The organism is Caldimonas taiwanensis NBRC 104434, from assembly GCF_001592165.1.
GTDB classification, from domain to species: Bacteria; Pseudomonadota; Gammaproteobacteria; order Burkholderiales; family Burkholderiaceae_C; genus Caldimonas; species Caldimonas manganoxidans.
The window spans coordinates 25,347-49,605 of sequence record NZ_BCWK01000018.1; the positions used below are offsets into that span (position 1 = coordinate 25,347).

Below are 24,259 nucleotides of genomic sequence, written 5' to 3' on the forward strand. Positions count from 1 at the left end.
CGCCCATGGACACGTCGGCCCCACCTTCCACCCCCCGTCCCGGGCGGCCGCAATGGCTGGCCATGCTGCAGCCGCATCCGCCGTTCTCACAGATGCAGCCGGACCATGTCGAGCAGCTCCTCGAAGCCGCGACCTTGCTGCGCTGCACCAGCGGCCAGGTGCTGCGCCGTCCCGAGGATGGCCCGGTCCACACCTTGTACGTCGTGCTGGCCGGCGCGGTGACCGGCCGACGCGGGCTGGCCGATTTGGAAGCCACGGGTTTCCAATACGAACGCGGCGATGTCTTTCCCGTCGGGGCCTTGATGGGCGCCCGGCCCGTGACCGCCACCTACACCGCCACCGAGCCGGGCTGGTGTTTGCTGATCCCACGCCCAGCCGTCGATGCGGTGGCCGCGCTCAGCCCGCCGTTCGCCGATTTCCTCAGCGGGCGCATCCTGCAATATCTCACCCTGTCGCGTCGTGCCATCCAGGCCGATGCCGCATCCCAGACCCTGGCCGAGCAGTCCTTCGAGACGGCGCTGGCGCACCTGGTGCGCCGCCAGCCCGTCACGTGCCGGCCCGACACGCCGCTGGCGCAGGCGCTGCGCACCATGCACGACCAGCGTCTGGGTGCGATGCTGATCACCGACGACGGCGGCCGCCTGCAAGGCATCCTCACCCGCCAGGATGTGCTCAGCCGCGTGGCCTTGGCGCAGCGGCCGTTGTCCTTGCCGGTGGCTGAAGTCATGACCCGGCCGGTGCACACCCTGGCCGCGCACGACACGGCCCAGGATGCCGCCTTGCTCATGTCCCGTCATGGGATTCGCCATGTGCCGGTGCTCGACGGCGAGCGAATGGTGGGCCTGCTCAGCGAGCGCGACCTCTTCGCGCTGCAACGCCTGTCGCTCAAACAACTCAGCGCCGACCTGCGCCATGCCCGCGATCTGGCGGCGCTGCGGTCGGTGGCCCCCGACATTCGTCGCTTCGCGCGCAGCTTGCTGGCCCAGGGCCTGCGCGCGCGCCAGCTCACCGAGCTCGTCAGCCATCTCAACGACGTGCTGACCTCACGCCTGGTGCAACTGATGGCCCAGGCGCATGGCCTGGACCTGCAGCAAGCCTGCTGGATCGCGCTGGGCTCCGAAGGTCGGGGCGAGCAGACCATCGCCACCGATCAGGACAACGGACTGGTCTTCCACAGCGATGCGCCCGAGCGCGAGCGCGCGCGCTGGCTGGCCTTCGCCCAAGCCGTCAACGAAGGGTTGGCGGCCTGCGGCTATCCGCTGTGCAAGGGCGGGGTGATGGCGATGAACCCGCAGTGGTGCTTGACCCCGCGCGAATGGTGTGCGCGCTTCGACCACTGGATCGAGCACGGCGCCCCCGAGGACTTGCTGCATGCCAGCATCTTTTTCGACTTCCGAGCGCTGGCCGGACAAGCCGCGCTGCTGGAGCCCATGCGCCAGCTCGTGCATCGCCGGGCCCGTGCCGTGCCGCGCTTTTTGCGCCAGATGAGCGAGCTGGCGCTGCGCTTGCGCGTGCCGCTGAACTGGTTGGGCGGGCTGGACACCACCCGCGACGGCCCCCACCAGTGGCTGGACCTCAAGATGCAAGGCGCGGCCTTGTTCGTGGCGGCCGCCCGTGTCTATGCGCTGGCCCATGGCGTCACGGCCACGGGCACGCGCGCGCGCCTGGAGCAGGCTGCGCCGGCCATGGGCGTGGAGCCGCCGGAGAGCCAGGCTTGGATCGCCGGCTTCGAATTCTTGCAAACCCTGCGCTTGCGCGTGCAGATCGGCGCCGAGGAAATGCCTGAGCAGCCCAACCGCATCGACGTGGCCCAACTCAACGACATCGACCGCCGCATGCTCAAGGAAACCTTTCGCTTGGCCCGGCGGCTGCAGCAGCGGCTGGAACTGGACTATCTGCGCTGAGCCCGCCTCACAACCCCATGGGTCGGCTGGGCCCCGGGTCCTCGCCTTCGGCCACCTCGGTCAACAGCGCCGCGGCCGCATGGATCAGCGGCCAAGCCAGCGTGGCGCCGGTGCCGTCGGTGCTTTCCAGCCCCAGCTCGAGCAGCGGCCCCTGCTGGAAGTAGCCCAAGGCCAGACTCAGCCCCGGGCGGCTGTGGCTGCGGGCAAAGACCGCATAGTCCACCACCGGCGCGGCGATGCGCGAGGCCACGGCCAGGGCCGCGCAGGCCGGCAGGCCATCGACGATGATCAAATGGCGCTTGCCTGCGGCCACCAGCATCGCACCGACCATCATGCCGATCTCGAAGCCCCCCATCGCAGCCAGCATTTCCACCGGCTCGCTCACACTGCGGTGGCGCTCCAACACGGCCTGCAACACCGCCACCTGGTGGCCCAGCAGCTGCGGCGACGCCTGCGCGGCCGGCTGCACGAGCTGAGGCAGCGGCAGCAGCGCCAGGCGCGAGAGCAACAGCGCCGCACTGGCCTCGCTGCCCACGCCCAGTCCTGCGCAGGCCAGCACATTGCCCGGCAGCGCATTGGCGATTTCCATGCCGGCGCGGATCGCCGCCTGCGCCTGATCCAAGGACATGGCTGCCCCCACCCGAGAGTTGCGTGTGCCATGGGCGATCTTGCGCGACAACAACAGCGGGTGGCGCCCCAGCGGTTCGGCCAGCCCGGCATCGACCACGGTGAGCCCCAGCCCTTGGATGTGCGCGAACACGGCCAACGGCGTGCGCAAGGTGATGAGGGCTTGCACCTGCTCGGTGCTGGGCGTGGTGTCCGGTGCGGTGATGCCGTCCACCGCCAAGCCATGGTCGCCGGTGAACACCACGAGCTGTGGGGTGTGCAGCCGAGGCTTGAGGGTGTTTTGCACCAGGCCCAGGCGCACCGCCAGGGGTTCGAGTTCGCCCAGGCTGCCTGCGGCGGTGTTGCGCGCGGCCAGCTTCTCGTGCAGCGCCTGCTGCAACGGCGGATGGAACGTGGGGGCAATCAGCGAACGATGCAGACTCATGGGGGGCGCTGGGAGGCGCTGCCAGTGCGAAGCCGCCCCATTCTTTCAGTGGCACCTTCTGGCTGCAATGGGGCGGCCCACCCCCAAACGGGGGTTCAGCGCAAGAACAAGCGATAGGCGGGGTTGTCGGTTTCCTCCACATACGGATAGGCCAGCGTGTCCAGGAACTCCCGGAAGGCCTTCTTGTCCCCCTTGGGCACCTGGATGCCCACCAAGATGCGGCCATAGTCGGCGCCTTGGTTGCGGTAATGGAACAGACTGATGTTCCACCCCGGGTGCATGGTCGAGAGGAACTTCATCAACGCGCCCGGCCGCTCCGGGAAGATGAAGCGAAACAGCCGCTCATCGCGGGCCAGCTCGGAATGCCCGCCCACCATGTGGCGCAGGTGCTGCTTGGCCAGCTCGTCGTGCGTGAGGTCCAGCGTCGGGAAGCCATGCTTTTGGAAATGCGCCGCAATGCGCGCCGACTCCCCATGCTGGCTCGTCGTCAGGCCCACGAAGATGTGCGCCTCGTCGGCGCCAGAGATGCGGTAGTTGAACTCGGTGACACTGCGCTGGCCCAACAACGCGCAAAAGCGCTTGAAGCTGCCGCGCTCCTCGGGAATGGTCACCGCAAACAGCGCCTCGCGTTCCTCGCCCACCTCGGCGCGCTCGGCCACGAAGCGCAGCCGGTCGAAATTCATGTTCGCCCCGCAGGTGATGGCCACGAAGGTCTTGCCCTTGCAGCGATGCGTCTGCACGTACTGCTTGAGGGCCGCCACGCTCATGGCCCCGGAGGGCTCGAGGATGCTGCGCGTGTCCTGGAACACATCCTTGATCGCCGCGCACACCGCATCGGTGTCCACCACGACATAGTCGTCCACCAGTTGGCGCGTCAGGCGGTAGGTTTCCTCGCCCACCAGCTTGACGGCCGTGCCGTCGGCAAACAAGCCCACATCCGACAGCTGCACTCGCTTGCCCTGGCGCACCGAGCGCAGCATCGCATCGGAGTCCTCCATCTGCACGCCGATGACGCGAATCTCGGGCCGCACGGCTTTGACGTAGCTGGCGATGCCCGAAATCAGGCCACCGCCGCCGATGGCCACGAAAATCGCATCGATCGGCCCTTGGTGCTGGCGCAAGATCTCCATCGCGATCGTGCCCTGCCCGGCAATCACGTCCGGGTCGTCGAAAGGGTGCACGAAGGTCAGGCCCTTCTTCGCCTCCAGCTCGCGCGCATGCGCATACGCGTCGGAAAAACTCTCGCCAAACAGCACCACCTCACCGCCCAGCGAGCGCACGGCATCCACCTTCACCTGCGGCGTGGTCACCGGCATCACGATCACCGCGCGGCAGCCCAGACGGCGCGCGCCCAAAGCCACCCCTTGCGCATGGTTGCCGGCCGAGGCGCAGATCACCCCCCGCTTGAGCTGCGCCGGGCTCAAGTGCGCCATCTTGTTGTAGGCCCCGCGCAGCTTGAAGCTGAACACGGGCTGATTGTCCTCGCGCTTGAGCAACACGCGGTTGCCCAAACGCTGCGACAGCTGGCTGGCTGGCTCCAGCTCGGTCTCCACCGCCACGTCATAGACGCGCGCCGTCAAAATCTTCTGGAGATAGTCCGCCAAGGACAGGGGCTTGCGGCGCCGCGCCGGGGCGGCGGTACGGGGGGTCTTGGGGGTGGCTCGTGCCATGGGGCTCCTCCTGCGAAGCCGTCGAATATACGCGAGCCCCGCCCTCGTTTTGCAGTGCAGCAGCCGGTGCAGGGGGCTGCTGCACCAAGAAAAAGGCCCAAGGCCGTGAAGCCTTGGGCCGAATCCACCAAAGGAGGAGGGTGGAGGAGACAAACGTTGCAATGCTGCACAGTGCAGGCATCACATGAACGGAAGTTTAACGCCATTCCATGATGCGCCGCAATAAATTTTTCACGGTTTGCGTGAGAGGCTGTTTTCCAGACCCCCAGGCTGCACGCCGACCGCGCAGCGCCCACAATGAGGGGCTTTCCACCCTGAAGATTGCGTGACATGGAATGCACCATCCACTGGATGCCGGCACACGGCATGGCGTTTTCGGCCGAAACGGGCAGCGGACACTTGCTGAACATGGACGGCGCCCCCGAGGGCGGCGGGCGCAACCTGGCCCCGCGCCCGATGGAAACCCTGCTGGCCGGTGCGGGCGGCTGCACGGCCTATGACGTGGTGCTCATCCTCAAGCGCGGACGCCACGACGTGCGCGGCTGCCAAGTCAAGCTCAGCGCCGAGCGTGCCCCCACCGACCCCAAGGTCTTCACCCGCATCCAGATGCACTTCGTGGTGACTGGCAAGGGTCTGCCCGAGACGGCCGTGCGGCGCGCCATCGAGCTGTCGCACGACAAATACTGCTCGGCCACCATCATGCTGGGCAAGACGGCCGAGATCACCACCAGCTACGAGATCGTCGAGGTCTGACGCTCAGACACGATGGGCGGTCGTGGTCATCACCTTGGCGGCCGCGCGCATCAGCCACTGCACCGGCGCAGGCAGCGGCACGGCACCGGCGGCTTCGGCATCCAAGGCATGACGGACCTCGTCCTCCTTCATCTGCTGCACGATGGCGCGTGAGGAGGCATCCTGTGCCGGCAGACGCTCCAGGTGGCTTTGCAGGTGCTGTTCCACTTGGCGCTCGGTCTCCACCACGAACCCCAGGCTGACCCGGTCGCCGGCCAGCCGCCCGGCCACCCAGCCGATGCCGAAGGCGCCGGCGTACCACAGCGGGTTGAGCCAGCTCGTGCGGTCGCCCAGCTCGGCCAGACGCTGCTCGGTCCAAGCCAGGTGATCCACCTCCTCCCGGGCGGCGGCCTCGAAATGGGCCCGCAGCGCCGGATCGCGTGTGGCCAGCGCCTGGGCGGTGTACAGCGCCTGGGCGCAGACCTCGCCCACATGATTGACGCGCATCAGCGCGCCCGACAGCCGGCGCTCGGGCTCGCTCAAGGGAGCCTGTTGCGCGGGCGGCGTCGGCTGCGGGCAGGGGCGGGCCGCACGGTGCGCGCCGAACACGGTGCGCAAGGCGCCATCGGCAGCGCTGAGCAGGGTATCCAGGGCAGACAAGGGGGGGCGGGCATTCATCGCAACACACTCTCGCAGCGACCAAGCCCCAAGCATAGAGCCTGGCCGGCCGGCGTGGCAGCCCCCCCGGGGGGCACGCGGGTCTGCGTCTCGGTGGGGCATCCGCCGCCGCAGCGCCGGCCTCGGCGGCCAGGCCTGTTGCGCATAGACAACAAACCCCGGTCTTTTCTGCACGCAAGTCTGGCCGCCGCCGCAACCCTCTGGTGCAATAGCGCCAACTTCCGCTGAGGAGGTTGGCTCGGACAGCCCGGTCCTGCACAACAACGGGCGACCGAGACCTCTTGTTCAACCTAGGAGATAGTTGCAATGAAAAAATCTCTTCTCGCTCTCGCCGTGCTGGGCGCCTTCGCTGGCGCTGCGGCCGCCCAGTCGTCCGTGACCATCTACGGCAAGCTGGACATGGCGCTGACCAAGACCAATGACGGCACCTCCACGCTGGCCGGCGCGACCTCCACCAGTGACGCCTGGGGTCTGGACCAACAAGCCGGCTCGCGCCTGGGCTTCCGTGGCACCGAAGACCTCGGCGGCGGTCTGCGCGCCAACTTCCTGATCGAGCATCGTTTCAACAACGATACCGGCGCCCAAACCTCTGCTGCCAACTTCTGGCAGCAAGCTTGGGTGGGTCTGTCGGGCGGTTTCGGTGAAATTCGCCTGGGGCGTGACTACACCCCGCTGTTCTGGGTGGCTCTGGCGGGCGATCCGTTCGGCTACGACACCATCGGGCAGGCCGGTGCTGCGCACAACCAGCTGGGCATTCTGCCGGTGCGTTTCAGCAACTCCTTCTCGTACAAGACGCCCAATCTGGGCGGCTTGACGGCCCTGGTGCAAGTGGCGGCCAAGGAAACCACCGCTGCCGGCACGAAGAACCCGTTCGGCGCCAACGTCGTTTACTCGGCCGGCCCGCTCTACCTGGGTCTGGGCTACGAAAACGCCGGCAACCAAACCCCGGCGGCCCTGGGCGCTGTGAAGACCAGCGTGTGGACGGCCACCGGCGCCTACAACTTCGGCTTCGCCCGCGTCGGCCTGTCCTATACCACGGGCAAGGCCGAGAATGCTGGTGGGGTTGACGTGGCTGACCGCGACAACTGGACCCTGTTTGCCAATGCCCCGGTGGGCGGCGGCGATCTGCGTGCGCTGTTCGCGGTGCGTGACAACGACCTGACCAACACCGACATCAAGAAGTTCGGCGTGGGCTACCACTATCCGCTGTCCAAGCGCACCAAGGTCTACGCCGACCTGGGCACGGCCAAGGAGACGGGCGCAGATCGTCGCACCGGCTTTGACGTGGGCATCCAGCACAACTTCTGATCCCCGCGCTCGCGTTGTGCGAGCCTGAGGATGCAGCAAGTCCAAAAGCCGCCTTCGGGCGGCTTTTCTTTTCCGGGCCGTGCTGGGGTGCCCATCCGGACTTCCCCCTTTGACGATCGGCATGGGTTTTGCTGATCATTCATACCTTCAATATTTCATGTGAGTGAACCCATGTTCAATCGCAGCACCTTTGCCGCCATGGCGGCAGCGGCTGTCGTCTGCACCGGCTGGATGGCGCCGGCAGCCGTGCAGGCCAAGACCTTCAAATGGGCCAGCCAGGGCGAAATCGCCACCTGGGACATCCATTCCCAGAACAATGCGCTGCAAAACGGCTTGCATGCCAACGTCTACGAGTCGCTGGTCTACTACAACAGCCGCACCTTCGAGGTCGAGCCGGTGCTGGCCACGTCCTGGCGCGACATCAGCCCCACGCAGGTGCGTTTCAACCTGCGCCAGGGCGTGAAGTTTCATGATGGATCGCCGATGACGGCCGACGACGTGGTGTTCTCGCTCAACCGGGCGATGGCTCCCACGTCCAACTTCAGCATCTACACCCAGGGCATCGACAAGGTGGTGAAGGTCGACAGCCACACGGTCGATATCTTTTTGAAGAACCCCAACCCTGTGCTGTTGCGCCAGCTCACCGAGCTGCGCATCATGAACAAGGCCTGGGCCGAGAAGAACAATTCGGTGGCGCCCAAGGATCTCAAGACGCCCGAGGAGAACTTCGCCCACCGCAATGCCAATGGCACGGGGCCGTACATCTTGGAATCTTGGCAGCCCGACCAGCGCATGGTGTTCAAGCGCAATCCCCACTGGTGGGGCAAGATGGAGGGCAATGTCACCGAGATCGTCTACACGCCGATCAAGTCGGCCGCCACCCGCATCGCCGCGTTGCTGTCCGGCGAGGTCGATCTGGTGCTCGACCCCACCCCCCAAGACCTGCCGCGTCTGCGCGCCAGCCCCAATCTGAAGGTGGTCGACGGGGTCGAGAACCGCACCATCTTCCTGGGCATGGACCAGTTCCGCGATGAGTTGCCGGGCTCCAACATCAAGGGCAAGAACCCGCTGAAAGACCTGCGGGTGCGCAAGGCGCTGTACCAGGCCATCGACATCGACACCATCTCGCGCAACATCATGCGCGGCCTGGGCAAGCCCACCGGCGCGCTGGTGGCCCCGCAGGTGGCCGGCTGGACGGAAAGCGTGGCCAAGCGCTACCCCTATGACGTGGAAGCGGCCAAGAAGCTGCTGGCCGAAGCCGGCTATCCCGACGGGTTCGAGGTGGATTTCGCCTGCCCGAACAACCGTTACATCAACGACGAGGCCATCTGCCAGGCCATCACCGCGATGTGGGCGCGCATCGGCGTGAAGGCCAAGCTGCGCACGATGCCGCTGGTGACCTATTTCCCGATGATCCAGCGCTACGAGGCCAGCATCTACATGCTGGGCTGGGGCGTGCCGACCTTCGACGCGCTGTATTCGCTGCAATCGCTGGTGCGCAGCGTGGGCACGGGCGGCGACGGCAATTACAACGTGGGCCGCTTCTCCAACGAGCGCATGGACTATCTGGTCGATCGCATCAAGGTGGAAACCGACGCCCCGGTGCGCCGGCGCATGCTGACCGAGGCCTTGCAACTGCAAAACGATCTGGTGGCGCACATTCCCCTGCACGACCAGGTGATCCCCTGGGCGATGAAGAAGAACATCGACTTGGTGCACCGCGCCGACAACCGCATCGACATGCGCTTGGTGAAGGTCAACTGAGGAGGCGTCGCCGCCCTTGCGACTCATCACGGGCTGCGCCGGCGCGCATGCGTTGCGGACGATCCCGCCCCCGCGCGTGCCGGCCCACAGCCCCGTGGATTCCGAAACTCCCAAAGGCGCTCATCACGAGTGAGCGCCTTGGCAACCGGCCAACACAGGCTTCATGCTCGCATTCATTCTTCGTCGACTGGCCCAGGCCATCGTGGTCATGCTCACGGTGGCGTTCATCGCCTTCATGCTGTTTCAGTACGTGGGCGACCCGGTCACCAACATCCTGGGGCAAGATGCCACGCCCGAGCAGCGCGACCAGATGCGCGCCGACCTGGGCCTGGACCAGCCCTTCTTCGTGCAGTTCGGCCGTTTCGTGGCCAATGCGGTGCAGGGCGAGTTCGGGCTCAGCCTGCGTCAAGGACAAAAGGTGTCCACCTTGTTGCTCGAGCGCTTCCCGGCCACGCTGGAGCTGGTGATCGTCGCGGCCGTCATCGCTTTGGCGGTGGGCATCCCGATGGGGGTTTATACCGCCCTGAACCGCGGCAGCTTTTTGTCGCAGTTGATGCTGACGTTTTCGCTGCTGGGGGTGTCGCTGCCCACTTTCTTGATCGGCATTTTGCTGATCATGGTGTTTTCAGTGACGCTGGGCTGGCTGCCGAGCTTTGGACGTGGCGAGGTGGTCAAGCTCGGTGAGGTATGGACCACGGGCTGGCTCACGGCCACGGGCTGGAAGCATTTGATCCTGCCGGCGGTGACTTTGGCGATCTTCCAGCTCACGCTCATCATGCGCTTGGTGCGCGCCGAGATGCTGGAGGTGCTGCGCACCGACTACATCAAGTTCGCGCGGGCGCGGGGCTTGAGCAACCGCGCGGTGCATTTCGGCCATGCGCTGAAGAACACCTTGGTGCCGGTGATCACGATCACGGGCTTGCAGCTGGGCGGGCTGATTGCCTTTGCCATCATCACCGAGACGGTGTTCCAGTGGCCAGGCATGGGCCTGCTGTTCATCCAGGCCGTGACTTTTGCCGACATCCCGGTGATGGCGGCCTACCTGTGTCTGATCGCCCTGATCTTCGTGATCATCAACTTGGCGGTGGACTTGTTGTATTTCGCGGTCGATCCGCGCTTGCGTGTGGAGCGTCCGGGCAGTGCCCACTGAGGGCGGGGCTCGATCATGCGTTTGCTCGATCTGCATCACGGCATCTTTCGCCACATCGTGCCTTTTCATGCCGAGCTCACCGCCTTGCGCCGGGATTTGCATGCGCACCCGGAGCTGGGCTTCGAGGAGGTGCGCACCTCGGCCCGCGTGGTCGAGGCGCTCAAGCTCGCGCGCGTGGACGAAATCCACACCGGCATTGCCAAAACCGGGGTGGTGGCCGTCATCCGGGGCCGTCGGCATGACAGCGGTCGCGCCATCGGCCTGCGCTGCGACATGGACGCCTTGCCGATGCGCGAGGAAAACGACTTCGCTTGGCGCTCGACCAAGCCGGGGCTGATGCATGGTTGCGGCCATGACGGCCACACGACCATGCTGGTGGGCGCAGCGCGCTATTTGGCCGAAACCCGCCGCTTCGATGGCACGGCCTATCTGATCTTCCAACCCGGCGAGGAGGGCTTCGGTGGGGCCAAGGCCATGATCGACGAGGGGCTGTTCGAACGCTTTCCGGCGCAAGCGGTTTATGCCATGCACAACTGGCCGCATCTGCCGGCCGGGCATGTGGGCGTGGCGCCGGGGCCGATGATGGCGGCGGCCGACCGCATCGAGATCACCGTCACCGGCAAGGGGGGGCATGGCGCCCATCCGCATCTGGCCGTGGACCCGGTGCTGGTGGCCGCGCACATCATCACGGCGGCGCAAAGCCTGGTCTCGCGCAATGTCAGCCCTTTCGACCAGGCGGTGGTCAGCATCTGCGCGATGCAAGGCGGCGATGTGGGCGCCATGAGCGTGATCCCGCGCCAGGTCAAGCTGGTGGGCACGGTGCGCAGCTTCCGCTCGCAGGTGCAAGACATGATCGAGGAGCGCCTGGGGCGCTTGGTGGAATCGGTGGCCATGGGATTGGGGGCTTCGGCCACCTTGGACTATCAGCGCATCTACCCGGCCACGGTCAACTCGCCGCGTGAGGCGCAGTTCGCCGCCGACGTGGCCGCCTCGCTGGTCGGCGAGGACCATGTGGTGCGCCACTTGCCGCCCAGCATGGGCGCCGAAGACTTCGCCTTCATGTTGCAGGTCAAGCCTGGGGCCTATCTGCGCATCGGGCAGGGGCGCGAGGTGGCCGATTCCAGCGGCTTCTTGCACAGCAGCCGCTATGACTTCAATGACGAGATCTTGCCGCTGGGCGCGGCCTTGTTCGCTGCTTTGGTCGAACAGGCCATGCCTCTTTCTCCCCACTGATCAAGGAGTGCTGTCGATGAAGTTCAAGCCCACATTGCTGGCCCTGGCGCTGGCCCTGAGCTGCGGGCTGGCCGCTGCCAAGACCCTGCGGGTAGCCAACCAGGGGGATGCCCAGTCGATGGATCCCCATTCGCTCAACGAGTCGATGCAGTTGAGCTTCACCGGCAACATCTACGAACCGTTGGTGGCGCGCGACAAGACCCTGGGCCTGACGCCGGGCCTGGCCACGAGCTGGAAGCAAACGTCTCCCACCGTGTGGCGTTTCGAGCTGCGCCGCAACGTCAGCTTCCACGATGGCACGCCTTTCACCGCCGATGACGTGGTCTTCAGCTTCAAGCGCGCCGCCGGCGAGGGCTCGGACATGCGTGGCTACACCAATGCGATCAAGGAAGTGCGCAAGCTCGATGCCCACACGGTCGAGATCGAAACCAGCGCGCCCTTTCCCATCTTGCCGGACGTCATCACCCTCGTCTACATCATGAGCAAGAAGTGGTGCGAGGAGAACCGCGCCGAGACGCCGGTGGACCGCCGCAAAGGCATCGAGAACACGGCCAGCTTCCGCGCCAATGGCACGGGCCCTTTCCGTCTGCGCGAGCGTCAGCCGGGGCAGCGCACGGTGCTGGTGCGCAATGCCAACTACTGGGGCAAGATCGAGGGCAATGTCACCGAGGTGATCTTCACCCCGATCGGCAACGACGCCACGCGCGTGGCCGCGCTGCTGTCTGGCGAGATCGACCTGATGGAGCCCGTGCCGCTGCAGGACGTGGACCGGCTCAAGGCCAACCCGGGCTTGAAGGTCTTGCAAGGCCCCGAGCTGCGCACCATCTTCTTGGGGATGGACCAGAAGCGCGACGAGCTGCTGTTTTCCAACGTCAAGGGCAAGAACCCGTTCAAGGACGTGCGGGTGCGCCGCGCCTTCTATCAGGCCATCGACATCGAGACCATCCGCACCCGTGTGATGCGCGGGGCCGCCACGCCCACGGCGCTGATGGTGGCCCCGGGCATCAAGGGCTTCGTGCCTGAGTTGAACAAGCGCCTGCCCTACGATCCCGATGCGGCCAAAAAACTGCTGGCCGAAGCCGGCTATCCGAATGGCTTCGAGGTGGGCATGAACTGCCCGAACGACCGCTATGTCAACGATGCGGCGATCTGCCAGGCCGTGGCTGCCAACCTGGCTCGCATCGGGGTGAAGGTGAACCTGCAGGCCGAAACCAAGGCCACCTACTTCCCCAAGATCCTGCGCCGCGACACCAGCTTCTACCTGTTGGGCTGGACGCCTGGCACTTACGATTCCCACAACCCGCTGTCGGCCCTGATGGCCACGCCCAACGACAAGGGGCAAGGCCAGTTCAATCTGGGCTGGTACAGCAACCCCCGGGTGGATGAGTTGACCCAGCGCATCCAGTCCGAAACCGATCCGGCCAAGCGCAACGCCATGATTGCCGAAGCCTTCAAGATTCACCAGGACGAGGTCGGGCACATCCCCTTGCACCAGCAGGCGCTGGCCTGGGCGATGAAGTCCAACATCGACCTGGTCCAGCTGGCCGACAACTTCATGCCTTTCAAGTACATCCATGTGAAGTGACGGCCTGGGCCCAAGCGGGCCCCTCCCGAGCCCGCCGGGAGGCTGCGCTTCACGAGAGCGCGCGCCGACGGCGGGTGCACACGACCTTTGCGTATTCCGATGACGACCTCCACGACTGCTCCACCCAGCGCCTGGCGACGCTTCTTCGACAGCGACCTCTGGTACAGCTTTCGCACCTCGCCAGTGGCCATCGCCGCGGCGGCCATTGCGTTTCTCTGTGCCTTTTGCGCGCTGTTCGCGCCCTGGGTGGCGCCTCACAATCCCTTCGATCTGGCCACGTTGGAGTTGGCGGATTCACGCTTGCCGCCAGCGTGGATGGAGGGCGGCACGACCAAGTACTTGCTGGGCACGGACGACCAGGGCCGCGACATCCTCTCGGCCCTGATGTATGGCGCGCGCATCTCGCTGTTCGTCGGGCTGGCCTCGGTGGTGCTGTCGGTGGTGCTGGGCGTCTCGCTGGGCCTGCTGTCGGGCTTCGTGGGGGGCAAGGTCGATGCCTTCATCATGCGCGTGTGTGACGTGATGTTGTCCTTTCCGGCCATCTTGATCGCCTTGCTGATCGATGGCGTGGGCCGAGCCCTGTTTCCCAATGCGCACGAGACTCTGGCCTTCGGCGTGCTGATCCTGGCCATTGCGCTGACCAAGTGGGTGGACTATGCCCGCACGGTGCGCGGCTCCACGCTGATCGAGCGCAACAAAGACTATGTGCAAGCCGCTCGGGTGATCGGTGTCAGTCCCTTGCGCATCATGCGCAAGCACGTGCTGCCCAATGTGCTGGGGCCGGTGCTGGTGCTGGCCACCATCCAGGTGGCCCAAGCGATCATCATCGAGGCCACGTTGTCCTTCCTGGGGGTCGGGGTGCCGCCCACCTCGCCCTCGCTGGGCACCTTGATTCGCATCGGCAATGATTTCCTGTTTTCCGGCGAGTGGTGGATCACCATCTTCCCCGGCGCCATGCTGGTGCTGATCGCCTTGAGCGTGAACCTGCTGGGCGACTGGCTGCGCGATGCGCTGAACCCCCGCCTGCGCTGAGCCAGGAGTGCCCACGATGAACACGAACGAAACCCCTTTGCTGCAGGTGAAGAACCTGCGCGTGGAATTTCCGACCCGGCGCGGCACGCTGCTGGCGCTGGACGACATCAGCTTCGACATCGCCGCTGGCGAGATCCTTGGCGTGGTCGGCGAGTCCGGTGCGGGCAAGTCGCTCACCGGTGCGGCCATCATCGGTCTGCTGGAGCCGCCGGGCCGCGTGGCCGCCGGAGAGATCCGGCTGGACGGCCGGCGCATCGACAACCTGCCGTACGAGGAGATGCGCAAGGTGCGCGGCCGGCAAATCGGCGCGATCTTCCAGGATCCGCTGACTTCGCTGAACCCGCTGTACACCGTGGGGCGGCAGCTCGTCGAGACCATCCTGACCCACCTGCCGATGAGCCCGGCGCAGGCCCGCCAGCGCGCCATCCAACTGCTCAAGGACACGGGCATTCCGGCGGCCGAGCAACGCATCGACCACTATCCGCACCAGTTCTCCGGCGGCATGCGCCAGCGCGTGGTGATCGCTCTGGCGCTGGCGGCCGAGCCCAAGCTCATCGTGGCCGACGAGCCCACCACGGCGCTGGATGTCTCGATCCAGGCCCAGATCATCGCGTTGCTCAAGCGCTTGTGCAAGGAAAAGGGCGCCGCGGTGATGCTGGTGACGCACGACATGGGCGTGATTGCCGAGACCTGCGATCGTGTGGCCGTGATGTACGCCGGGCGCATCGTCGAAATCGGCCCGGTGCAAGACGTGATCCACGCTCCGGCCCACCCCTACACCGTGGGCCTGATGGGCTCCATTCCCTCGATGGACGAGGACCGCGATCGCCTCACCCAGATCGACGGTGCAATGCCGCGCCTGACGGCCATCCCCAAGGGCTGCGCCTTCAACCCGCGTTGCCCGCAAGCTTTCGACCGTTGCCGCATCGAGCGGCCTGAACTGATGGATGCCGGCCGCACCCGTGCGGCGTGCTGGCTGCACTCACCGCAAGAAAGACGTGCCGCATGACTGCCTTGGTGGAAGTGAAAGACCTGGCCAAGACCTTCGATGTCTCGGCCCCGTGGCTCAACCGAGTGATCGAACGCAAGCCGCGTGAATTCGTGCATGCCGTCGACGGGGTGAGCTTTCGAATCGAGCGCGGGCGCACGCTGGCCTTGGTGGGCGAGTCCGGCTGTGGCAAGAGCACGGTGGCGCGTCTGTTGGTGGGGCTGTACAAGCCCAGCCGTGGCAGCGTGTACTTCGACGGCATCGACACCCAGGCGGTGGCCGGCACGGCCGCAGGCCGAGCGCTGCATCGCCGCATGCAGATGATTTTTCAAGACCCGTATGCCAGCCTCAATCCGCGCTGGAAGGTGCTGGACATCATCGCCGAGCCCTTGCGCGAGCACGGCCTGGTCGACACCGATGCGCAGGCCAAGCAGCGCGTGGGCGAGCTGTTGCAGTCGGTGGGCCTGTCCAGCGCCGACATGGACAAGTTCCCCCACCAGTTTTCCGGTGGGCAGCGTCAACGCATCTCGATCGCCCGTGCCCTGGCCACGCAGCCCGAGTTCCTGGTGTGCGACGAGCCGACCTCGGCGCTGGACGTCTCGGTGCAGGCGCAAGTGCTCAACATCATGAAGGACTTGCAGCGCCAGCGCGGGCTGACCTATCTGTTCATCTCCCACAACCTGGCCGTGGTGCGCCACGTGTCCGACGAGGTGGGCGTGATGTACCTCGGCCGGCTGGTGGAGCTGGCGCCCAAGCGCGAGCTGTTCGGGCGCCCGCGCCACCCGTACACCCGCATGCTGCTGGATGCGATCCCCGACATCCACATGACCGGACGCGCGCGCACGCCGGTGCAAGGCGAGGTGCCCAACCCACTGAACCCGCCCAGCGGCTGTGCGTTCCATCCGCGCTGCCCACATGCCAATGCGCGCTGCTCGCGCGAGCGCCCGGTCCTGCAAGACAGGCAGGGCATCAAAGTGGCCTGCCACGCCGTGGAGGAGGGTCGGCTCTGAGCTGCGGCCGGGCCCGAGCCCGTCAAACGGCGCGCGCGTAGGGGTCTGAGAAACCCAGCGCGCGCATCACCGCCGATTCGCGCGCTTCCATCACCTCGGCGTCGTCGTCGGCTTCGTGGTCGTAGCCTTGTGCATGCAAAGTACCATGCACGAGCAGATGCGCGTAGTGCTCGATCAGCGGCTTGTCCAGCTCGGCGGCTTCGCGCTGGACCACCGGCGCGCACACGACCAGGTCGGCCACCACCACCGGCGCGTGCTGGTAGTCGAAGGTCAGCACATTGGTGGCGTAGTCCCGCTGCCGATAATCGCGGTTGAGCGCGCGTCCTTCCTCGGCATCGACGATGCGTACCGTGATCTGGGCCGGTGCTTCCAAGGCCGCACGGATCCAACGCGCGACTTTGTGCCGGGGCAACAGCGCGCGATGGCGCGCATCGGCAAACTGCAGGGACAGTTGCAGCCTCGGGCGCATGTTCACTCCCCTCGAGCGGGCCGGGCCGCCTCATAGGCTTCGACGATGCGGGCCACGAGCGGGTGGCGCACCACGTCGGCGGCGGTGAACCGTGTCATCGCAATGCCCCGCACCCGCTTGAGCACCCGTTCGGCGTCGATCAGGCCACTGGGGGTGCCGCGCGGCAGATCGATCTGGCTCACGTCGCCGGTGATGACCGCCTTGGAGCCAAAGCCGATGCGGGTGAGGAACATCTTCATTTGTTCGGGCGTGGTGTTCTGCGCTTCGTCCAGGATCACGAAGGCGTGATTGAGCGTGCGTCCACGCATGAAGGCCAATGGCGCAATCTCGAGCTGCCCCTTGTCGAAAGCCTTGGTGACCCGGTCGAAACCCATCAGGTCGTACAGCGCGTCGTACAGCGGGCGCAGATAGGGGTCCACCTTTTGCGTGAGATCGCCGGGCAAAAAGCCCAGGCGCTCGCCGGCTTCCACGGCCGGTCGCGTCAGCACGATGCGCTGCACGGCGGCGCGCTCCAGGGCGTCGATCGCGCAGGCCACGGCCAGGAAGGTCTTGCCGGTGCCGGCCGGACCGATGCCGAACGTGATGTCGTGGCTGAGGATGTTGCGCAGGTACAGCTCTTGGTTCGGGGTGCGTCCTGCCAGATCGGCGCGCCGGGTGCGCAGCACGATGTCCTCGGCCGCATCATCGCCAGCCGGCGCGGGCGGCTCGTCGGCGCGGGCCGCTTGCAGCACCGCCATCTGGACCACATCGGACGGCAGCGGCTGGGCTGCGCGCTCGTAGAGCGACTGCAGCAACGCGGCGGCCCGCTCGGCCTGCCGGCGTGTGCCTTCGATGCGGAAGGACTCATTGCGCCGGCGGATGCTCACATCCAGCGCGGCTTCGATGGTGCGCAGATGCTCGTCGAGGGTGCCGCACAGGTGGGCCAGGCGGGTGTTGTCCAGCGGGATGAAAGCGTGGCGGAGGATCACGGGCACGGGCGATTCAGGGCAGCTCCAGTGCCGGCATTGTCCCCCGACTTCGGGGAAAGTGAAGCGTGGGCCTGGGAAGCCGTCGGCCTTCGTCGCAGAATGCGCGCCATGGAAACGATGGGCGTATCGCGCGGAGCGTGGGTGGGGGTGGCCGTCAGGCTGTGGGTGCTGGGCTGGATGCTGGCCCTGGTGGGCCTCAGCGTGCCGGTGCAGGCCCAGAACCTGGTCATCCGCGAGGCGCTGGTCACGCAGGAGGACCCGGACGGCCGTGTCGGCCGGCCGGTGTTGCGCAACGTCAGCTTGCCTCACGACTGGGCACGCGATCAGCCGGACTTCTCTGGGGTGCTCACCTATTCGGCCAGCTTCGACCTGCGGGCGGACACGCTGGTGGTGCCCGATGGCTTGCTGGCGCTGTACATCGAGCGGGCCTGCACCAATGTCGAGGTGCGCCTCAACGGCCACGTCATTGGCCGCGGCGGCCGCATGAGTGAGCCCGTCAGCCGCAATTGCTACCGTCCTTTTCTATTTGCACTGCCGTCGGGCTTGCTGGAGCCCTCCGGTCGCAACCATCTCGATGTGCGGGTGGTGGGGTTCTCGGCCGGGGAGGTCGCCGCGCGCCAACGCGCCGGGGGGCTGTCGGTGCTCGAAGTGGGTTCCTACGATCAGTTGCGCGCGCGCCACGACCGTGCGCTGTTCTGGAACGTCACCGTTTTGCAAATCGGTGCAGCCGTGCTGTCCGTGATGGGCCTGTTCATGCTCGGGCTGGGCTGGATCCGGCGATCCCAGCCGGTGTATCTCTACTTCGGCGCTCTGTTGATCGGCTGGTCCCTCGTCAGTGCCCGCGTGTGGTGGAGTGACATTCCTCTGACCCATGCCGCAGCCGAAGTCCTGATCGGTTGCCTGGTCGCGCCGGTGACGGCATTTGCCATTTTGTTCCTGCAGCGCCACGCCGGGCTGCGCTACCGCTGGGTGGACATCGCGCTGTGGATGCAATGCCTGCTGGTGCCGCTGAGCCTGGCGCTGGCGGGTCGGGAGCGGCTTTTCGAGGTCATGAACTTGTGGTTTGCGATCTTCACGCTCGAAGTCGGTGTGGCCTCGGTCGACTATCTCATCCAGGCCCGGCGGGCCCAACGCACAAGCTGGCGCGGTGTGGCTGCGGTGATGATCCTGGCGGTGCTGGCCGCGGTGGCTGAGTTGGGGCTGCAACGCGGCTGGCTGGACTTGCCGAACCGACACTTGGTGCATTTCGTCATGCCGGTGCTGATGTTGGTCGTTGCCGTCCAGGTCTTGCGCGAATTCGCGCAGGCGCTGCGCGTGGCCGAGACCATGCGCGACGAACTCGAACGGCGTGTGCACGAGCGCACGGTCGAAATCGAACGCAGCTACGCCCACTTGGCCGAATTGCGCATCGAACAGGTGGCCGAGGCCGAGCGCAAACGCATCGCCGGCGACTTGCACGACGACCTCGGCGCCAAGCTGCTGACCATCGTCCATACCAGCCACGACGAGCGCATCGCCACCTTGGCACGTGAAGCCCTGGAAGAAATGCGGCTGTCGGTGCGCGGGCTCACCGGCAAGCCGGTGCGCATCGCCGATGCCTTGGCCGACTGGCGTGCCGAAACCGTCTCGCGGCTCAGCCAAGCGGCCGTGCAGGTCGAATGGGTCAGCGCGCACGAGCTGGACGAACGCAACCTCTCGGCGCGCGCCTACGTGCAGACCACCCGCATCCTGCGCGAGGCCGTCAGCAACATCATCAAGCACAGCGGAGCCAATGCCTGCACCATCCGCTGCGTGATCGACGACAACGACTTTCATCTCGTCATCCAGGACAACGGCAAAGGCATTCCCATGGAGCTCGATGGCCGCCTCGACCGCGGCCATGGCATGGCCAGTATGAAACGCCGCGCCAAACAGTTGGCCGGACAGTGCCTGGTCGAATCCGGCCCAGGGTTCGGCACCCTGATCCGCCTCACACTGCCCCTGTAGCAGGCCGGGCCGGCCTGCTAATATTTGCCCATCCCCCGCCCGTAAGGGCGCTTCGGCCTCGGTGCCCTGACTCGCCATGCACATCCTGCTGCTCGAAGACTTGCCCGAGATCCGCCAATGGCTCAAAGCCCTGGTGATCCAGGTGTTTCCCAAGGCGCGGCTCGTCGAAAGCGCCCGTGTCCACGATGCGCTGCAACAGATCACCGCCATGCGGTTCGATCTTGCGCTGATCGACCTGGGCCTGCCCGACGGCTCTGGCGTCGAGGTGGTCGCAGCCCTGCGCGAGCAGCAGCCGGAGGCCCAATCGGTCGTGGTCACCATCCATGACGACGACGATCACCTCTTTCCCGCCTTGCAAGCCGGTGCGTTCGGCTACCTGCTCAAGGAGCAATCGCGTGAGATGCTGGCCGAGCAGCTGCAGCGCATCACCCAGGGCGAGCCGCCGCTGTCGCCCTCGATCGCTCGCCGGGTGATCGCCTACTTCGCATCCCACGCGCGGCAGCAGCAAGAGGAGACGCCGCTGCTGCCCGACGTCTCGCTCACCGAGCGTGAAAACGAAGTGCTGCTGCGTGTGGCCAAAGGCTTCACGCTGCCCGAGATCGGACAACAACTCAACTTGTCGCGTCACACCATCGCCGACTACGTCAAGCAGATCTACCGCAAGCTCAATGTGTCCTCGCGTGCCGAGGCGGCCTTGGAGGCGCAGCGCCTGGGCCTGTTCAAGCGCACCCCGCGATGAACCCGAGGCTGCCGTCGGCGGCGACGCCCCCGCGACCCCCGCGATAATGCCGGGATGATCGGTCGTTTGACGGGCGTCATCGCGGAGAAAGCCCCTCCGCAAGTGTTGATCGATGTGGGCGGCGTCGGCTACGAAGTCGACGTGCCGATGAGCACCTTCTACCACCTGCCCCCACTGGGTGAGCGGGCCACGCTGCTGACCCATTTCGTCGTGCGCGAAGACGCGCAAACGCTCTATGGTTTCGGCACGGCGGCCGAGCGCCATGCGTTTCGCCAACTCATCAAGGTCTCGGGCGTGGGGCCGCGCATGGCCCTGTCGCTGCTGTCAGGCCTGAGCGTGGCCGAACTGGCCCAGGCCATCAGTGTGCAAGAGGCAGGCCGCCTGACGCGCATTCCCGGCATCGGCAAAAAGACGGCCGAGCGATTGCTGCTCGAACTCAAGGGCAAGCTCGGCGCGGAACTGGGGGTGGCGGACGTGTCGGTCAAAAACGAAGTGCAGGCCGACGTGCTGCAGGCCCTGGTGGCCCTGGGCTACAGCGAACGGGAGGCCGCCGCGGCCCTCAAGTCTGTGCCCGAGGACGTGGGCGTCAGTGAGGGCATCAAACTGGCGTTGAAGTCCCTTGCCAAGTGAGCCGGCGCCCATGAGCATCCAGACCGACGACTTCACGCCACCGCCACGCGCCAGGGTCGTGTCGGCGGCGCCCACCTCGCCCCAGGAAGAAGCTCTGGAGCGCGCGCTGCGCCCCAAAGGACTGGCCGAGTATGTGGGCCAGACCAAGGCACGCGAGCAGCTCGAAATCTTCATCGGCGCGGCCAAAAAGCGTGGTGAAGCGCTGGACCACGTCTTGCTGTTCGGTCCGCCGGGCCTGGGCAAGACCACGCTGTCGCACATCATTGCCCACGAACTTGGGGTCAACCTGCGCCAGACCTCCGGGCCCGTGCTCGAAAAACCCAAAGACCTGGCCGCCCTGCTGACCAATCTCGAGCGCAACGACGTGCTCTTCATCGACGAAATTCATCGTCTGAGCCCCGTGGTCGAGGAAATCCTCTATCCCGCGTTGGAGGACTACCAGATCGACATCATGATCGGCGAAGGCCCGGCTGCACGCTCGATCAAACTCGACCTGCAGCCCTTCACGCTGGTGGGGGCCACCACCCGCGCGGGCATGCTCACCAATCCTTTGCGTGACCGCTTTGGCATCGTGGCGCGGCTGGAGTTTTACACCGCCGAGGAGCTCACGCGCATCGTCACCCGGTCTGCCGGCCTGCTCAATGCCTCCATCGACCCGCAAGGCGCGATGGAAATCGCCCGACGTTCGCGTGGCACGCCGCGCATCGCCAACCGCCTGCTGCGCCGCGTGCGCGACTATGCCGAGGTCAAAGGCAACGGTCACATCGACAAAGCGATTGCCGATCGTGCCCTGGCCATGCTCGATGTGGATCCCATGGGGTTCGACGTGATGGACCGCAAACTGCTCGAAGCCGTCATCCATCGCTTCGACGGCGGTCCGGTGGGCCTGGACAACCTGGCTGCCGCCATCGGGGAGGAGCGCGACACCATCGAGGATGTGATCGAGCCCTATCTCATCCAGCAGGGCTACTTGCAACGCACCCCGCGCGGCCGCATCGCCACGGCCACGGCTTATCGGCACCTGGGCTTGGTGGCCCCCAAAAGTGGCGAGGGTGGGCTGTTCGACACTGGCCCTTGAGAAGAGGCATCGTCAGCGACATCGTCCGGCCACAGTGCGGCACGCATCCAGCCGCCGAGAAGAATCGATCGACGACCTTGCACGCGATGCCGCGGGCTCCGTGCGGCGGCCTTGCCAACGGTTGTTCTGCCTCGTTGGGGTCACCGCGGCTCGCTCGATCCAACCGGGGCCTGTCGCAGCCAATGCTGCAGACGCAGCCAACGCCAAATCCAACCCCGACTCAGATAGGCCTGGCGCAGTTCACGCAAGTCCAGCGAAATCGTTTGCATGAAATCCTGGCGAAACTCGCGCAGCCTGGCGGCTTGGTGTTGAGGGTGGTGCTTGGCCACATACCGGGCGGCGCCGATGTAGTTTCGGGCCGCCAAGTAAGCCAGTGCGAACTGCGCTCGAGGCGTTGGCTGAAACGGCGCCGAGGCCAGCGCTTCACGCACTCCCAGCAAAGAACGGGACATGTCCTGGGCCTTTTGCATGGACATGGTTGCCAGGATGCTGCCCTGTCGCTGACGGTATCGGATCCAGGGGCGGGCCACGTGATGGAAGCTTTGGGCGCGCAGGACCAGACGAGGGATCACCATCATGTCTTCGAAGTAGCGCCCCTGCGGGAACCGCAGATCATCGGCCCACAGATCGCGCTTGGCGATCTTGGACCACGCATGCAGATTCACTCCCTCGAGCACCCCGGCGAACAACACGGATCGGTCCGTGAGCGTGCGGCCAGACGGACCGATGAAGGTGCGTCGATGCGATTCTCCGCGTAGCCGATGCTTCAGCCGAGGGCGCTCACGCAGCACGCTGAAATCGCAAAGCACCAGGTCCGGCGCGTCACGATCGACGGTGGCTCGCAGCTCACCAATCGCGCCGGGGGCCATCAGATCGTCCGAATCCACGAACCACACGTAACGCCCACGTGCCGCATCCAGCATCGTATTGCGTGCCGCACTCAGCCCACGGTTGCGGTCATGGTGCAAGACGCGTAGCCGTCCCGGCCAGGACTGCTGCAGCCGCGAGATCACCTGCACAGACCCGTCGGTGGAGGCATCGTTCAGCAAGACGATTTCCACCTGCTCGTCGGCCTGCATCAGGATCGACTCCACGCAGGCCTGCAAATAGAGCTCGACGTTGTAGACGGGAATGAGAACGCTTAGCCAAGGAGAGGTGTCCATGAAGGGACTCAGGCATGAGGAGAGGTCGAACCGGCCAGCGCCAGAAACAGCGTTTCATAGCGGCGCTGCATCAGGTCCAGCCCATGTCGGTTCAGCGCCGTCTGGCGTCCTTGTCGAGCCAGCCGACTGGCTTTGGCCGCGTCGGACAGCAGCTCGCACAGCGCATCGGCCAGCGCGACGGGGTCCTCATGGGGAACGAGCAGGCCATTGTGGCCATGGTCGATGAGTTCGCGAACGCCCGGCACGGCCGTGCCCACGACGGCACAGCCGGCGGCCATGCCTTCCACCAGGGACAAGGGCATCCCCTCATAGTGAGTGGACAAAACGCAGATGCGCTGGCTCATCAGCAGACCGGGCAGGTCGCTGCAGTGCCCCAGAAAGTGAACTTGCCCGTCCAGGCCGAGGCGATGGCACAACTGCCGCGCTGCTTCGAGGTGCCGTGGCTTGCCGCCACCGGCCAGCCACACCGGGGGCGTCCACCCCCGAGTCTTCAATACCGCGATGGCCTGTAGCAAGGTGGCGTGGTCTTTTTGCTTGGCGAAGCGGGCCGCCATCACGATGCCTGGCTCACGTGCTTCAAGGGGATGCTCGTCGGCCTGCGCGAATCGCTCCAGCCGGATGCCATTGGGGATCGCCACGGTGCGATCTTGCGGGAAGCCCAGTCTCAGCAGTTGCTCGCGCACACCCTCGGAGACACCAACGATGCGCGCAGTGCGCCGGGCCAGCCAACGCGCCTGCGCCAGACGCCAAGGCGTGTAGCGCTCACGCGAGTTGTGCTCCACATGCACCAAGGCCGGCACCTTGGCCAACAGACCGGCATACCGTCCCCAGAGGTGCTCGCTGAACCCATGTGCCACCAGCACCTGGGGCCGAAACTTGCGGCACAGGCGCACCAGTTGCCAAACCGTCAAGGCGTGGGGCCAAGACGCCACCGTGGCCACTGGCATGCCGCGCTCCTTCAGCGCGTCGATACGGGAGCGTGGCGTTTGAGGCTTGCGCCGCAAGACCAGCAAGGGTTCGGTGCGCGCGCTGGACAGTGCAGCGTCAACGAGGTCGATCGCCACCTGAGTGGCTCCCGAGAAGCCTCCGGTGACGAAATGCAAGATGCGTGGACGGTCAGG

21 protein-coding genes are annotated in these 24,259 nt (G+C 66.0%); 14 read left to right on the forward strand and 7 right to left on the reverse strand.

Annotated features, from left to right (window positions below; translation table 11 throughout):
• Window positions 1–5 precede the first annotated feature (5 nt).
• Complete coding sequence (locus CTA01S_RS13245; protein ID WP_062196221.1) at window positions 6–1,904, forward strand: DUF294 nucleotidyltransferase-like domain-containing protein; 1,899 nt, start codon at window positions 6–8, stop codon at window positions 1,902–1,904.
• Between the two features lie 7 nt (window positions 1,905–1,911).
• Here CTA01S_RS13245 and CTA01S_RS13250 read toward each other — a convergent pair whose 3' ends face one another.
• Window positions 1,912–2,955 (reverse strand): nicotinate-nucleotide--dimethylbenzimidazole phosphoribosyltransferase, encoded by a 1,044-nt coding sequence (locus CTA01S_RS13250; protein ID WP_062196223.1) that lies wholly within the window; start codon window positions 2,953–2,955, stop codon window positions 1,912–1,914.
• A 95-nt stretch (window positions 2,956–3,050) separates the two neighbouring features.
• Window positions 3,051–4,625, reverse strand: a complete 1,575-nt coding sequence (ilvA, locus tag CTA01S_RS13255; protein WP_019561321.1) for a threonine ammonia-lyase, biosynthetic — start codon at window positions 4,623–4,625, stop codon at window positions 3,051–3,053.
• A gap of 330 nt (window positions 4,626–4,955) precedes the next feature.
• On the opposite strand from ilvA, the gene CTA01S_RS13260 reads away from it, so the two are divergent.
• A complete protein-coding gene (locus CTA01S_RS13260; RefSeq protein ID WP_019561320.1) occupies window positions 4,956–5,378 on the forward strand; it encodes an OsmC family protein in 423 nt (140 codons plus the stop codon).
• Window positions 5,379–5,381: 3 nt separating this feature from the next.
• Here the strand turns inward: CTA01S_RS13260 and coq7 are convergent, their stop codons facing one another.
• On the reverse strand, window positions 5,382–6,035 hold the full coding sequence (gene coq7 / locus CTA01S_RS13265) for a 2-polyprenyl-3-methyl-6-methoxy-1,4-benzoquinone monooxygenase (protein ID WP_062196226.1): 654 nt from the start codon (window positions 6,033–6,035) through the stop codon (window positions 5,382–5,384).
• Window positions 6,036–6,341: 306 nt separating this feature from the next.
• Between coq7 and CTA01S_RS13270 the strand changes: the two genes are divergently transcribed.
• The 8 genes from CTA01S_RS13270 to CTA01S_RS13305 all read left to right on the forward strand — a co-directional run bounded on the left by CTA01S_RS13270 (window position 6,342) and on the right by CTA01S_RS13305 (window position 16,105).
• Window positions 6,342–7,343 (forward strand): porin, encoded by a 1,002-nt coding sequence (locus tag CTA01S_RS13270; RefSeq protein ID WP_084362430.1) that lies wholly within the window; start codon window positions 6,342–6,344, stop codon window positions 7,341–7,343.
• 171 nt (window positions 7,344–7,514) lie between these two features.
• Window positions 7,515–9,107 (forward strand): ABC transporter substrate-binding protein, encoded by a 1,593-nt coding sequence (locus CTA01S_RS13275; RefSeq protein WP_062196231.1) that lies wholly within the window; start codon window positions 7,515–7,517, stop codon window positions 9,105–9,107.
• A gap of 163 nt (window positions 9,108–9,270) precedes the next feature.
• The gene (locus CTA01S_RS13280) at window positions 9,271–10,257 is read left to right on the forward strand and encodes an ABC transporter permease (RefSeq protein WP_062196233.1); all 987 of its coding nucleotides are present in this window, start codon (window positions 9,271–9,273) and stop codon (window positions 10,255–10,257) included.
• 15 nt (window positions 10,258–10,272) lie between these two features.
• Window positions 10,273–11,490 carry a M20 aminoacylase family protein gene (locus CTA01S_RS13285; RefSeq protein ID WP_019561315.1) on the forward strand — a complete coding sequence of 406 codons (1,218 nt, stop codon included), beginning with the start codon at window positions 10,273–10,275 and terminating at the stop codon, window positions 11,488–11,490.
• Window positions 11,491–11,506: 16 nt separating this feature from the next.
• A complete protein-coding gene (locus tag CTA01S_RS13290; RefSeq protein ID WP_019561314.1) occupies window positions 11,507–13,075 on the forward strand; it encodes an ABC transporter substrate-binding protein in 1,569 nt (522 codons plus the stop codon).
• A gap of 99 nt (window positions 13,076–13,174) precedes the next feature.
• Window positions 13,175–14,107, forward strand: coding sequence for an ABC transporter permease (locus CTA01S_RS13295; RefSeq protein ID WP_062196236.1), 933 nt, complete (start codon window positions 13,175–13,177; stop codon window positions 14,105–14,107).
• Between the two features lie 16 nt (window positions 14,108–14,123).
• Window positions 14,124–15,116 (forward strand): ABC transporter ATP-binding protein, encoded by a 993-nt coding sequence (locus tag CTA01S_RS13300; protein WP_019561312.1) that lies wholly within the window; start codon window positions 14,124–14,126, stop codon window positions 15,114–15,116.
• The gene (locus CTA01S_RS13305) at window positions 15,113–16,105 is read left to right on the forward strand and encodes an ABC transporter ATP-binding protein (protein WP_062196239.1); all 993 of its coding nucleotides are present in this window, start codon (window positions 15,113–15,115) and stop codon (window positions 16,103–16,105) included. Before CTA01S_RS13300 ends, CTA01S_RS13305 begins: the two co-directional genes overlap by 4 nt.
• 22 nt (window positions 16,106–16,127) lie before the next feature.
• Here CTA01S_RS13305 and ybeY read toward each other — a convergent pair whose 3' ends face one another.
• Together ybeY and CTA01S_RS13315 are read right to left on the reverse strand one after the other, a co-directional pair.
• A complete protein-coding gene (gene ybeY / locus CTA01S_RS13310) occupies window positions 16,128–16,574 on the reverse strand; it encodes an rRNA maturation RNase YbeY (protein ID WP_026330252.1) in 447 nt (148 codons plus the stop codon).
• A 2-nt stretch (window positions 16,575–16,576) separates the two neighbouring features.
• A complete protein-coding gene (locus tag CTA01S_RS13315; RefSeq protein WP_026330251.1) occupies window positions 16,577–17,542 on the reverse strand; it encodes a PhoH family protein in 966 nt (321 codons plus the stop codon).
• A gap of 108 nt (window positions 17,543–17,650) precedes the next feature.
• Here CTA01S_RS13315 and CTA01S_RS13320 point away from each other — a divergent pair, with 108 nt between their 5' ends.
• From CTA01S_RS13320 to ruvB, 4 genes are all read left to right on the forward strand, one after another.
• Complete coding sequence (locus CTA01S_RS13320; RefSeq protein WP_062196241.1) at window positions 17,651–19,528, forward strand: sensor histidine kinase; 1,878 nt, start codon at window positions 17,651–17,653, stop codon at window positions 19,526–19,528.
• 76 nt (window positions 19,529–19,604) lie between these two features.
• Window positions 19,605–20,267 (forward strand): response regulator, encoded by a 663-nt coding sequence (locus CTA01S_RS13325; RefSeq protein ID WP_019561307.1) that lies wholly within the window; start codon window positions 19,605–19,607, stop codon window positions 20,265–20,267.
• A 54-nt stretch (window positions 20,268–20,321) separates the two neighbouring features.
• The gene (gene ruvA, locus CTA01S_RS13330; protein ID WP_062196244.1) at window positions 20,322–20,897 is read left to right on the forward strand and encodes a Holliday junction branch migration protein RuvA; all 576 of its coding nucleotides are present in this window, start codon (window positions 20,322–20,324) and stop codon (window positions 20,895–20,897) included.
• Window positions 20,898–20,907: 10 nt separating this feature from the next.
• A complete protein-coding gene (ruvB, locus tag CTA01S_RS13335; protein ID WP_019561305.1) occupies window positions 20,908–21,975 on the forward strand; it encodes a Holliday junction branch migration DNA helicase RuvB in 1,068 nt (355 codons plus the stop codon).
• A 140-nt stretch (window positions 21,976–22,115) separates the two neighbouring features.
• Here ruvB and CTA01S_RS13340 read toward each other — a convergent pair whose 3' ends face one another.
• Together CTA01S_RS13340 and CTA01S_RS13345 are read right to left on the reverse strand one after the other, a co-directional pair.
• Window positions 22,116–23,138 (reverse strand): glycosyltransferase family 2 protein, encoded by a 1,023-nt coding sequence (locus CTA01S_RS13340; RefSeq protein ID WP_062196248.1) that lies wholly within the window; start codon window positions 23,136–23,138, stop codon window positions 22,116–22,118.
• An 8-nt stretch (window positions 23,139–23,146) separates the two neighbouring features.
• On the reverse strand, window positions 23,147–24,202 hold the full coding sequence (locus tag CTA01S_RS13345) for a glycosyltransferase (RefSeq protein ID WP_232301063.1): 1,056 nt from the start codon (window positions 24,200–24,202) through the stop codon (window positions 23,147–23,149).
• Between the last annotated feature and the right edge of the window lie 57 nt (window positions 24,203–24,259).